The following is an 11938-nucleotide window of genomic DNA, read 5'->3' as shown; positions in this document are numbered from 1 at the left end:
GTCGCTCAGCCGGGCAGCTGGCTGCACGTCCAGCCGGGATCGCGGCCGGTGCGGTCGATGAGGTCGGACCGACACGCCGGGCAGTAGTCGGGGATGACGGACTCGCTTCGGGGAACGTACACCGCGCCGCCGCACTCCACGCACGCGTCCGCGACGATGGTCGCACAGTCCGCACAGAGGTTGAAGTCGTCGGCCGTGAGTTCGCGCAGCGGTTCGAGTTGTTTATCTAAGAGATACTCGTCGATAACCGACTGGCAGCTGTGACACGGTTTCATAGCGGTGCACGGTACGGCACGCGATCACACGGTAAATACCTGCCTCCGAAACGAGGTGGCTGTCGCGATCCGAACGGCTGGGCGCTCGGCGTTACATCCGATCTCACGACAGTCGTGGTACCTCGACCCTCGGAAGCGTTATCCCCGGATGGGGACTCTGTTGTCTTGTAATGGCAAACGGTAAGGTTGATTTCTTCAACGACACTGGCGGCTACGGTTTCATTTCGACTGACGACGACGCTGTCGACGACGACGAGGACGTGTTCTTCCACATGGAGGACGTCGGCGGTCCGGACCTCGAAGAGGGGCAGGAAGTCGAGTTCGACATCGAATCGTCCCCCAAGGGACCCCGCGCGACGAACCTCGTCCGCAACTAACGACCCATCTCGCCCGTCGTTCGTAGCGATAGGGTGATTTGTTCTTTCAGACACTCACACTTCGGAGCTACAGCGGCCTACGCGCGGTGTCTGCTTCGCTCCGTGAGTCGCTATACAACGTTGTAGACGGTTCTCCGCGCGTGAGACCCGAGTTCGGCTAGTCGAGGCCGACCAACCGCTCCTTCTCGGCGCGCGAGAACTGCTTGATCTCGTACTCGCGGGACATCGCGGCCGACTTCGAGTCGAAGGGCTCGACGTGGACCAACGCGACGGGCGTCCGGCCGCGCGTGTACTTCGCGCCCTCGCCGGCGTCGTGTTCGGCGACGCGCCGCTCGACGTCGGTCGTGTAGCCGGTGTACAGCGAGCCGTCGTCGCATTCTAGGAGATAGACGTAGTGGTCGGCGTCGGACACCGGGACTCGGGAGTCGGGATCGGACATCGCTTCGCTAACAGTCACTCCACGTCGATCGTCTCGACGACCTCCGCCAGCGCGGCGCTGTCTGGCGAGGCGTGCGTCACCGCGAGCGGCGAGACGCTCACCGAGGCGTCGACCATCGCGCGACGGTCCGTCCCGACGGGGTAGCGCTCGCGGTGCTCGTCGGTCGGCGGAAACGGGTTCTCCCAGCCGACCACGCCGGGCCACGTCCGGTCGTGGAGGTGGACGAGCTGCTCGTCCGCGGCCAACTCCCCGCCGTTGGCATCGATCACTCCATCGTCGAGCGTCTCGAGGTCGGCGGGTTCGACGTGCTGCCCGTAGTCGTGGTACGGCTCCGTGAGGATGACCGGCGGCGACGACGCGTCGACCGGGGCGTTGACGTTCAGCAGGTCGACGTCGTCGTAGACGCCGGATTCGAGCGCCCGCGAGACGAGTCGGGCGGCGATCCGGGCGGGGCGAGCGAAGTCGTACTCCTCGGGCGGCGAGAGGAAGAAGTCCGTCGAGTGGTACGCCGAGATGGCGAGCGCGGGCGTGCCGAGGAACGCCGCCTCGATGCCCGCGCCGACCGTGCCGGAGCGCCCGACGACGTAGTTGCCGGCGTTCGGGCCGTTGTTGACGCCGGAGACGACGACGTCGAAGTCGGTCTCCAGCCCGCGGAGACCGTAGGCGACGCAGTCCGCGGGGGTGCCGGAGAGTCGATATCCCCAGGGGTGCTCACGGATGCGGGCCGTGTGGCTCCGGGTGCGGCCGACGCCGCTCTGGTTCGCGTCGGGGGCGACGACGGTGACGTCACCGAGTGCGGTGAGTTCCGTCCGGAGCGTCGCGATGCCCGGCGCGTCGATGCCGTCGTCGTTGGTCAGGAGGATCTCGGGACCGTCGCTCATTGGGGATGAGTTCGGGGAGAGCAAGGTAGCCCTTCCGGTCCGGAGCGGTCGTCGAGACGGCGATCGGGGGTGGTTCGTCCGCCCGATCGAAAACGGGAGTCGGCTTCGCGTGGTGGTCTGTGTCCGTTTCAGTGGTCACGCTGTGCGGGTGCGCCGCCGTGCGACCTCCGCGATACCCGCGTTCGCCGAGCAGTTTGGACAGGCGAGGAGTCGCCCTTGCTTGTCGGCGAACACGCGCGCGAAGCGGTCGGAGACGTGTGACCCGCAGTGGTCACAACTTGGCATGCGTGTGTCCGGCAGCCACCATTTGCCGGTGGACCACGTACGGACCCGCGACTTATAGGGCTTCCGCGCACGCGCGCGACGGCAGTCGGGGAGACAGGAGGGAAACGGCACGAAGCGGCAGTCACTCCTCGTCGGCACGGGCGTCGCTGACGGCGCGGGCAATGAGGCCCGCCTGCGTGCCGGCCACGAATCCGGCGTCGACGTTGACGACCGAGAGCACGGTGCAGGACTGGAGCATCCCCGACAGCGCCGCCGCCCCGTCCCCGCCGTGTCCGTAGCCCGTCGAGACCGGGACGCCGATCACGGGCGTGTCGACGAGGCCGGCCACGACGGTCGGGAGCGCGCCCTCTCTCCCGGCGGCGACGACGAGGACGTCCGCCGCGCGGAGGGTGTCGAGGTGATCCAGAATCCGACCGAGGTGGGCCACCCCGACGTCGTCGATCCGTTCGACCGCCGCACCCATCGCGTCAAGCACGGTTGCGGCTTCTCCGGCGACGGCGGCGTCGGCTGTCCCGCCGGTGACGATGGCGGCGGTCGCATCGAGCATCGGCGGGTCGTAGTCCGCGCGTCGGGCCACGACGGTCCTGGCACGCTCGTCGTGGACGACGTCGACCGACTCGTCGACGACCTCCTCGACGGCGGCGACGTCCGCGGCGGCGACCCGCGTGACGATCGCGCGGCCGGTCGAGTCGAGCGCGGCGGCCGCGAGCGTCGCGACCTCTGCGGGGGTCTTGCCCTCGGCGAGGATGCCCTCCGGCGCACCGCGCCGATGTTCGCGTGCGGCGTCGAACCGTCCCGCGTCGGTCGTCACGTATCCGGCCAGTTGGGCCTCGGCCTCGGCCGGCGAGAGTTCGCCCGCCGCGACGGCTTCGAGCAGTTCGCGCATACGTCTCGTTCCGGGACCGAGCGGGACGTACCTATCGTTTGGCGGTCGGAATCTGACCGCGCCTAATAGCGAGATGATAACTGACGCGTGGCAGATTGAATAGATACCGTGTGCCGCGTTCAGTTGACCCAACCAGTCGGCTCAGCGCGTGATAACCGCCGATTCGGCCGAAGTTCTCTGACCGTTCTAATGTGACACCCGGGTATATAAATTATTCCCCTGGCAAACGCTACAGACGACGCGCACGGACGGAGAGGCGGTCGTTTTGGAAAATCTTTTTATATAGTGCCGATATAGAGGGAGGTGTATGGCAGACCTTATTGTCAAAGCGGCCGTGAAGGAAGCGCTCCAGGACAAAAACGTTGCTTCCGACTTCTACGACGCGCTCGATGAAGAAGTCGACGAACTGCTCGAAGACGCTGCCCGTCGTGCGGAACAGAACGACCGCAAGACGGTCCAGCCCCGCGACCTGTAAGTCGGCGACTCGATCCCGATTTTTTGCGATACCACACGTGTAGCCGTCGCTCCGCCGATAGCGGAGCCCCAAATCGGACAAGACAGTCCACGAGAGGGCGACCGGAGACGACAGCGTATCAGATCCGCTCTCGCACGTCGACGCCGTCGTCGGTGCCGACGTAGACCGCGTCGACGAGGTCGACGAAGAGGCCGTGCTCGACGATACCCGGCAGCCCCGACAGCGCCGTCGAAAGCGACGCGGGGTCGTCGACGACGCCGAAGTCGCAATCGAGGAGGAGGTTCCCGTTGTCGGTGACGACGGGGCCGTCCTTCCGCTCGGCCCGCCGGAGTGTCGGATCCCCATCGAGGGCTTCGAGGTCCCGCTCGACAGCCGCGAGGGCGTCTGGGAGGACCTCGACGGGGACCGGACGCGACAGCGACTCGGCGACCTTCGAGGGGTCGGCGACGACGACGAACCGATCGGCCGCGGCGTCGACGACCTTCTCGCGGGCGTGAGCCGCCCCGCCGCCCTTGATCGCGCTGAGGTCGGCGTCGATCTGATCTGCGCCGTCGATCGCGAGATCGACGCCGTCGACCTCGTCGAGAGAGCAGCGCGGAATTCCGGATCGGCGCGCGAGCGCACGGGAGTCGAAGGACGTCGGAACGCCCCGAACGTCGAGGCCGTCGTCGACCGCGCGGCCGATCGCCCGGATCGCGTGGGCCGCGGTGCTCCCGGTTCCGAGGCCGACGACGTCGCCGTCTTCGACGAGTTCGGCGGCCCGTTCGCCCGCGCGTCGCTTCTGATCGTCCGTTCCGCCGGTCGTCTTCATACGCGTCGTCTCGACGACGCGCGGCACAAAACTTCCGCTCCGGGCGCGTGCGGTCGAAGAAAGACGTTCGCCGCCCCACGGACGGCTACAGCCGTTCTAAGACCGCTTCGGCGTCGTACGACAGCGACAGCGAGCGCGATCGGCCGCGACCTTCGATTTCGGCGTAGTCGGCATCGAGGAGCCCGAGGTTGTCGAGTTTGTTGACGATCTCCGAGTAGCGGGTGTAGCCGAGGTCGGTCTCGTCGTGGAACGCCTCGTAGACCTCGCCGGCCTGGTCGCCGTCGTGTTCGGCGACGACGCGGACGAGGTCGCGCTCGCGGTCGGAGAGGCCGCGGAGGCTCCGCGAGAGGTGGACGTACTTGGACTTCTCGTAGGCGGCCTCGACGTCCTCGACGCTCACGGTTCTGCTCGCGCGCATCTCCGCGTGGAGGCCGGCGCGTCGGAGGAGGTCGATCCCCACCCGGAGATCGCCGCTTTCGGACGTCAGTTCGGCGACGCGGTCGAGTTCGCGGGAACTCACGACGTCCTCGTGAAACCCGCGTTCGACCCGCTCGCGCAAGATGTCGACGATCTCGTCGACGTCGTAGACCGGGAAGTACACCTCCTCGGGGCGGAAGACGCTCTGGACGCGAGTGTCGAGTTCGTCGATCACGTCCAGCGAGAGGTCCGAGGAGACGACGACGACCCCGATTCGGGCCCCCGAGTGCGCCTCGTGGGCGCGAAGCAGCGAGTACAGCGTGTCAGAGACCTCGTTCTCGTAGAAGAGGTAGTTCACGTCGTCGAGGGCGACCGCGAGGACCTGCTCCTCCTCGACGAGTCGGTCGGTGATCTGTCCGAACAGTTTCTTGAACGAGATGCCCGACGACGGGGGTTCGTACTCGAAGATCGCCTCGAAGATGCGCGAGAAGACGGCGTAGCGCGTCGAATCGACCTGGCAGTTGACGCGGACGGTCTGGACGCCGCTCTGGACGCCGAGGTCGCCGAACAGTTTCTGGACCGCGGTCGTCTTGCCCGTCCCCGGCGGCCCGCGAACCACCGTGTTCAGCGGCCGTGATCCCCGGACGGCCGGCCGGAGCGCGTACTTCAGGCTCTCTAATTGGCTCTCGCGGTGTTCGAACGTCTCGGGGACGTAGTCGATCTCGAAGACGTGTTCGTCGCGGAAGACGGTCTCGTCCCACGACAGCATCCCCTCGTCGGGGTCGTCCCTCATCGATTGAACCACGTTGAGGAGTCTACTTAATCATTCCCCAGACCGCGCGTCGACGGAATCCCAACCGAGCCGTCACTCGGTCACGAGCCGGTAGACGCGGAAGAGGGCGAACACACCGACCACGAGCGCGGCGACGCCGACCACCAGCGCGACGGAGGAGGTCGAGCCGCGGAGGAACGGCCCGATTCCGCCGACGGCGATCGAGAGGCTGATCGCCGCCAACGCGAGGTAAAAGAGGATCAGCGTCGCCGCTCCGACCACGTCCCAGATCGCCTCGCGAGTCGCTCGGTAGACGAGGTCGTACGTGGCGTCGTCGACGGCGCCGTCGGACGGTTCGTCGAGTTCGGGTCGATCGCGGGCGTCGCTGGAGGGATCGGGGACCATACTCGACACTCCGTCCGCGGCGTGAAAAATCCGGGAGGCGAGCGCCAGGTCACGGACCCCGAGGACGGTTCCGGCGGTCGGGACCGTCGCGGTCGAACCTCAGCCGCTGGACCCGTCCCGGGACGGATCGAAATCCGAGCGCCGCCAGCCGATCCTCGCGATCGCGACGACGACTCCGGCGGTAGCGAGAGCGACGACCGCGTAATGATACCGGAACGACGCTTGGAGCGTCGCTTGACCGAGTGTGAAGCCACCGAACAGGGCGGTCGCCAGCGGTTCGCCGAGGACCGGGACCGCGAGCAGCAGTTCGAGCCCGAACTGACCGATCGAGAAGGAGAGCTGCGTCCACGGCAGCAACAGTCCGGTGTAGGCGTACAGCGCCGCGAGCGGGACCGAGAGGACCGCACCGACTGCGTAGACCGGCCGGCGTGCGAGGCCGAGGACGAAACCGAGGAACGGGACGCCGAACGCGCCGATCGCCAGCAGGAGTCGAAGCAACTCCGCCCGCGACGTCGTCGGTGTCACAAAGAACAACCCGGTATCGACGATCACGAGAGCGGCGACGAGACCGACGAGGGCCAGCTTCAGCGTCTGATGTGGAGGGTTCGAACGACTCATACCGGAGCTACGGTGACACAAGCGCACCGTGGCTCCTTTGTTTTCGGGTTCTCGCCCTTTCGAGTCGCGAAATCGGGAACGAGCGACCGATCGGAAGCAGTCCGCACGAAAACGGATGACAGACCGAACCGACCGAACCGGACGACCGCTCAGAACTTCTCTAGGAGCCGGTCGTAGAAGCCGGAGCCGTCGTCGTCGGCCAGTTTCTCGACGATCAACTCGGGCGTCGAGCGCGCGAGGTGGTCCTTCACCGGCGAGCGGTTCACGACCAGTTCGCCGTCTTCGAGCCCCAGCGCCTCGATGCCGTCGACGGCGACGTCGAAGCCGGCGGCCTCGCGGATCTCCCCCGCGAGGTGCGAGACGAAGACGGCCGTCGCGGCCTGCTCGTCGAGCGCCTCCAGGATTCCGGCGACGATCTTCGCCGACGCGCCGGGTTCGGTGATGCTCTCTAACTCGTCCACGAGGACGAGGCGATTCGTCTCGCCGTCGGCGAGTTCGCGGAAGTCCCGCAGGGTGCTCTCGAACGCGCCGGCGTCGAGCGTGCCCTGGGTCTTCGCGTAGTAGTGCAGTTCCGAGAAGCGTTCGAGTTCGACGCGCTCGGCCGGGACCGGCAGCCCCATCTGCGCGAGGACGACCACGAGCGCGACCAGATCGAGCGTCGAGGTCTTCCCGCCGGAGTTGACGCCCGAGAGGAGCGTCGCCCCCGACACCCGGTAGTCGACCGGGTCGACGTCGGCGAAGTCGACGTCCAAGAGCGGCGAGCGGCCGTCCTCGATCGCGAACCCGTGGCTCTCGTCCGTATTCGCGTCGGCGAACGTCGGCAGCGTACAGTCGAAGTCGTCGGCGAAGCGCGCGACCGCGAGTTCGACGTCGAGTTCGAGCGCCTCGCGGACGAGGTCCTCGACCGGGTCGCGGAGCGCCGAGAGGTCGTCGGCGAGGTCGCGCTTGAGCCGCGCGGCGCGGCGGTCGCGGCCGACCTTCAGTTCCGTTCGGAGCCGCGAGATCACCGACGGCTCGTGTTCGACCGGAAATGCCGGATCGTCCGGAAACGCCCGCTCGGCGAAGTCGGCCTCCTCGGGGCGGAGGTCGAGCGCGTCGACGAGGTGCTCGCGCGCGGCGGCGACGGCGGCGTCGTACTCGTCTTCCAGCTCGCGATCGAGCAGCGAGTCCACCCGCGCGCCCTGCTCGACGAGGGAGAGGAAGTCCGTCCCCTCGATCGTCACGTCGCGCTCGCGGATCGCCTCGCGGAGGCGGTCGTTGGCGACGGACTCGGCGGTCGAGACCGTCGCGTCGAGGTCGTCGACGGCCGTCACCAGTCGGTCGAGTTCCGCGTCGCCGACGATCGTCCCGTCGTCGGCCAGGCGGTCGAGCGCGTCTCGAAGCGCATCGAGATCGCAGGGAGGGTCCAGTTCCGCTGCCTCGTGGACCGCCGCCGCCGCGAGGATCCGCGAGCGGTTCTCCGCGAAGAAGGCGAGGACGCGCTCGGGGACGATCTCGCCGGGGTTCTCCATCGCGTCGGGCCGCACGCGGACGTCGCCCTCGACGTCGATCCCGGCGAACGCCTCGTCGAGCGCGACGACCGTCGAGTACGAGCGGGCGAGTTCGGCGAGGCCGCGGGCGTCCTCGACGACCTCGACGGAGAGCTCGGGGAACGCCTCCTCCGCCGCGGCGAAGCGCTCGGCGTCGGCCGTCGCGAGGCAGCGGTCGCGCACCCGACGCGTGGCGGGCGGGGAGAGCGGCTCGACGCCGGCGAGCGCGTCGAGGACGTCGGGATCGGGGTCGCGCTCGCTCGCGCGTTCGACGAACTCGCGGACTTCCTCGATCCGCGAGGCCGAAGCGGTGGGGTAGAACGTCGCGATCCGCTTCGCGGCGTAGTCGGTGACAGTCCGCGCGCGCAGGAGGCCGAGGACGTCCTCGTACACCTCCCGCGCCCGATCGGTCGCGAGGAAATCGCCGTCGTCGTCGTGTCGGCGGCGGATCGCCCCGCGCGCGACGGCCGCCGCTCGCCCCTCCGAGACGCCGGGCGCGCGAGTCAGCGTGGCGACGTCGCCCTCCCTGAGCGCCCGTTCGGCGTCGTCGAGTTCCGACAGCGCCGCCGCCGTCTTCTCGCCGACGCCCGGGATGGCCTCGAACTCCATTCGGACTGGCTTCGCTCCCGATCCGACAAAACGTTACGGGTCCGCCCGGCGACGATAGAAAAATCCGATCCGAAGTCGTTCACGGGCCCGGTCGGAAGCGGATCTCCCGGCGATCTCCGGTCCGCGGCCGACGACAACGTGTTTTTGCCGCTGCACCGGATACGTCGGGTATGGCAACCCAGACGGATCCGGAACCGACCGCCGACGACGCCGCGGGGAAGGCCGCCGCCGTCCGCGACTCCCTTGCGGACTGCGACGGCGTCCTCGTCGCCTTCTCCGGCGGCGTCGACTCCTCGGTCGTCGCCGCGCTCGCCCACGACGCTCTCGGCGACGACGCCGTCGCGTGCACGGCCAAATCCGAGACCCTTCCGGCCGCCGAACTCGACGACGCCCGTCGGGTCGCCGAGGAGATCGGCATCCGCCACGAGATCGTCGAGTTCTCCGAACTCGACAACCCCGACTTCGTGGAGAACGACGGCGACCGGTGCTACCACTGCCGGACGATGCGCCTCGGCCGGATGTACGAGGCCGCCCAGGAGTTGGGGATCGGGACGGTCTGCGACGGGACCAACGCCTCCGATCCGGGCGAGGGGCACCGCCCGGGACTCCGCGCAGTCGAGGAGTTAGACGTCCGCTCGCCCCTCTTGGACGCGGGAATCGGAAAGGACGAGGTCCGCGAGATCGCCGACGCCTACGACCTGTCGGTCGCCGACAAGCCCTCGATGGCGTGTCTCTCCTCGCGGATCCCGACGGGGCTGGAAGTGACGACGGAGCGGCTCACGCGCGTCGAGAAGGCCGAGCGCGTGCTCAGGGAGTGGGGCTTCTCGCAGTTCCGCGTCCGCGACCACGACGGCCTCGCGCGGATCGAAATCGCGGCCGAGGAACTGGAGGCCGCGCTGAACCACGACTTCGCCGTCGCCGTCCGCGAGCACCTCTCGGACCTCGGGTTCGAGCACGTGACGCTGGACCTCCACGGGTATCAGACCGGCAGTGTCAGTCCAGCGGGCGAGGACGAGCAGGACGACGCAGGCGCCGACGGCGACGAGTCGGACGACGAACCGCTCGTCGAAGACGTGTTCTCGGCGGAGTACCCGACCGCCAGCGAGTGAAGCCGCGTCGGCAGCCGGTGGTCGGAGCGTCGTGACCGTGGTTCTGCGTTGTGACCCCGGTTCTGCGTCGTAACCCCGGTTCTGCGTCGTAACCCCGGTTCTGCGTCGTAACCCCGGTTCTGACCGTCCGGGAGCGCACGGAGAGACAGCCGACAGTTCAGGACGCACGGTCTTCGCGGGACGCCAGCAGGAGTCGAAGCGCCTCGTAGCCGAGCACCAGCCCGACCGCGATCCCGCCGGCCAGCGCCGGGTGGAGATTCAGCTCGGCGGCCCACCGGAGGACGGCCGGATCGGGGCTGCCGAGATAACCCACGACGACGGCGGCCAGCCACACCGGGCGGCGGGCGGTGTCGACGGCGAGACGGACCCGCAGCATCCGCCGCGAACGGCCGTAGCGGCGCAGGAGGAGCGACGCGAGTTCGAACGCACCGACGAGAGCGCCCGCGATGATCAGGGGCGTGTACGCCGCGAGGCCGTTGGCCGCGAGCGTCTCGACGACCACCGAGGGAAGAAGGTCGTAATAGCCCGTCGGGGCCGGCAGGGGACTGAGGAGGTAGCCGACGAGCGCCGCGAGCACGGCGGCCTGGGGACGGCGGGCCGCCAGTCCCTCGGCGGTGGGAGCCAGCGACCCCCTCCCAGTCCACCGCAGCACGAACAGCGTGCCCTCGAACAGCGCGATCATCGTCGCGCCGATGATGATCGGAGCCATCCCCGTCGGGTCGGGGCTGATGAGGAACGCGAGCCCCAGGAAGGTCCCCCAGAAGATCAGCCGGCGGTCTTCCAGCCACACCCGGGTGACGAGATTCATCATGATCGCCAGCATCACGAACAGCGGGATCTGGAAGATGATGGCGTTGTAGCCCATCAGGATCAGGATGAGGTTGAACGTCTCCTTGAGCCCGAACGCCACGACCGCCGTCCCGGTCGTATAGGAGGTGAAGTACGCGAAGATGGCCGGGAGAACGATGAAGTGTGCGAAGGAGATGCCGACGAACGCGAGGACGAGACTCGTCGGCACCGCCGCGAGGTAGTAGCGGCGCTCCTTCGAGTACAACCCCGGCCGCATGAACAGGTAGGTCTCGTAGACGAAGGCCGGCAACCCGATCACCAGGCCCCCGAGTGCGGCGACCTTCAATTCCGTCAACAGCAGTTCGAGCGGACCGTAGACTCGGGGTCGGCGGTCGACCATCTCGGGCGCGCCGGGGATGTGCTTGTTCCAGAGGAAGTCGATGACCTCGGTGGAGCTGACGAGGTCCAGGCCGAGCGCCGAGTTGACGAGGTCGGCCCCGGGATACAGCAGGAGCGTGACGATGCCGCCGATGCCGAGCACGACCGCCAGTCGGCGGACCATCTCTTCGATGTGATCCGCCAGGGGCATCTCCTCGTCGCTCTCGGGTCCGTCCGAGAGCATCCCGTCGTCGGCGTCGACGAGCGGGTCGGGCGCGACAGCCTCGCCCGCCGAATCACCGGAAGCGGCGTCGCCGGCGGCCGCCGGCGCACCGCCGTCCGTCCCAGTGGCCGTGTCTTCGAGGTCGGTCTCGTCGGTCACCTCCGTCCGCGAGTCGGGCCAGAGCTCGTCCGTGTCGTCGCCGGCAACGCTCGAATCCGGTTCATCGTCGGAGCCGTCGCCGGCGTCAGTTTCGTTTTCGACCGTCTCTGCGGAATCGTCGGCACCGTCGTCGGTCCCCTCTGCGGAATCGTCGGTCGAGTCGAGGTCGTCTGCGACGTTTTCCCCGGCCGACAGGTCCCACCCGGCTGTCGGATCACCGGTAGACGGCAGATCGTCGTCCGGATCGGCCGGCCCGTCGTCGGTGTCAGTCGGTTCGTCGTCCGGATCGGCCGGCTCGTCGTCGGTGTCAGTCGGTTCGTCGGCCTCGTCCAGCGGTCCTGAATCGCCGTCCGACGACCCCTCGCCCGCGTCCGGGGTTCCATCGTCCGCGTCCGGGGCGTCGGCCGTTTCGTGGTCGTCGGCCGTTTCGTGGTCGTCGGCACCAGAGCCGTTGGAAGTCGACGCATTTTCGCTATCAGCGGCCTCTTCGGACTGGTCGGC

At 68.2% G+C, this 11938-nt stretch carries 13 protein-coding genes and 1 pseudogene; 3 read left to right on the top strand and 11 right to left on the bottom strand.

All coding sequences use genetic code 11. The annotated features are described in order from the left end of the window. Positions 1-5 precede the first annotated feature (5 nt). Positions 6-275 carry a DUF7571 family protein gene (locus tag NO876_RS01280; RefSeq protein WP_256419859.1) on the bottom strand — a complete coding sequence of 90 codons (270 nt, stop codon included), beginning with the start codon at positions 273-275 and terminating at the stop codon, positions 6-8. Between the two features lie 170 nt (positions 276-445). On the opposite strand from NO876_RS01280, the gene NO876_RS01275 reads away from it, so the two are divergent. Beyond that, positions 446-652 (top strand): cold-shock protein, encoded by a 207-nt coding sequence (locus tag NO876_RS01275; protein WP_058367636.1) that lies wholly within the window; start codon positions 446-448, stop codon positions 650-652. Positions 653-809: 157 nt separating this feature from the next. On the opposite strand, the gene NO876_RS01270 is transcribed toward NO876_RS01275, so the two are convergent. The 4 genes from NO876_RS01270 to larB form a co-directional block, all read right to left on the bottom strand. Further along, on the bottom strand, positions 810-1091 hold the full coding sequence (locus NO876_RS01270) for a GIY-YIG nuclease family protein (RefSeq protein WP_256420235.1): 282 nt from the start codon (positions 1089-1091) through the stop codon (positions 810-812). A 14-nt stretch (positions 1092-1105) separates the two neighbouring features. After that, a complete protein-coding gene (gene surE, locus NO876_RS01265; protein WP_256419858.1) occupies positions 1106-1972 on the bottom strand; it encodes a 5'/3'-nucleotidase SurE in 867 nt (288 codons plus the stop codon). Between the two features lie 135 nt (positions 1973-2107). Then, positions 2108-2257 (bottom strand): DUF7563 family protein, encoded by a 150-nt coding sequence (locus NO876_RS18110; RefSeq protein ID WP_425601423.1) that lies wholly within the window; start codon positions 2255-2257, stop codon positions 2108-2110. Between the two features lie 121 nt (positions 2258-2378). Continuing rightward, complete coding sequence (gene larB / locus NO876_RS01260) at positions 2379-3143, bottom strand: nickel pincer cofactor biosynthesis protein LarB (RefSeq protein ID WP_256419857.1); 765 nt, start codon at positions 3141-3143, stop codon at positions 2379-2381. Between the two features lie 307 nt (positions 3144-3450). Here larB and NO876_RS01255 point away from each other — a divergent pair, with 307 nt between their 5' ends. After that, on the top strand, positions 3451-3618 hold the full coding sequence (locus NO876_RS01255; protein WP_103990931.1) for a DUF1931 family protein: 168 nt from the start codon (positions 3451-3453) through the stop codon (positions 3616-3618). A 118-nt stretch (positions 3619-3736) separates the two neighbouring features. On the opposite strand, the gene rpiA is transcribed toward NO876_RS01255, so the two are convergent. The 5 genes from rpiA to NO876_RS01230 all read right to left on the bottom strand — a co-directional run bounded on the left by rpiA (position 3737) and on the right by NO876_RS01230 (position 8779). Next, positions 3737-4429 carry a ribose-5-phosphate isomerase RpiA gene (gene rpiA / locus NO876_RS01250; RefSeq protein ID WP_256419856.1) on the bottom strand — a complete coding sequence of 231 codons (693 nt, stop codon included), beginning with the start codon at positions 4427-4429 and terminating at the stop codon, positions 3737-3739. A gap of 85 nt (positions 4430-4514) precedes the next feature. Then, complete coding sequence (locus NO876_RS01245) at positions 4515-5639, bottom strand: ORC1-type DNA replication protein (protein WP_256419855.1); 1125 nt, start codon at positions 5637-5639, stop codon at positions 4515-4517. A gap of 72 nt (positions 5640-5711) precedes the next feature. Beyond that, on the bottom strand, positions 5712-6023 hold the full coding sequence (locus NO876_RS01240; RefSeq protein WP_256419854.1) for a hypothetical protein: 312 nt from the start codon (positions 6021-6023) through the stop codon (positions 5712-5714). A gap of 99 nt (positions 6024-6122) precedes the next feature. Next, a complete protein-coding gene (locus NO876_RS01235; protein WP_256419853.1) occupies positions 6123-6641 on the bottom strand; it encodes a cytochrome b N-terminal domain-containing protein in 519 nt (172 codons plus the stop codon). A 149-nt stretch (positions 6642-6790) separates the two neighbouring features. Next, positions 6791-8779, bottom strand: coding sequence for a MutS-related protein (locus tag NO876_RS01230; protein WP_256419852.1), 1989 nt, complete (start codon positions 8777-8779; stop codon positions 6791-6793). Positions 8780-8949: 170 nt separating this feature from the next. On the opposite strand from NO876_RS01230, the gene larE reads away from it, so the two are divergent. Further along, positions 8950-9888, top strand: coding sequence for an ATP-dependent sacrificial sulfur transferase LarE (gene larE, locus NO876_RS01225; RefSeq protein ID WP_256419851.1), 939 nt, complete (start codon positions 8950-8952; stop codon positions 9886-9888). Between the two features lie 631 nt (positions 9889-10519). Here the strand turns inward: larE and tatC are convergent. Next, positions 10520-11770: pseudogene (tatC, locus tag NO876_RS01220) on the bottom strand (twin-arginine translocase subunit TatC); the annotation flags it as partial. Positions 11771-11938: the final 168 nt, after the last annotated feature.

This window comes from Halobellus rarus, from assembly GCF_024494595.1.
GTDB classification, from domain to species: Archaea; Halobacteriota; Halobacteria; order Halobacteriales; family Haloferacaceae; genus Haloquadratum; species Haloquadratum rarum.
This window is presented reverse-complemented; position numbering and strand designations above follow the sequence as displayed.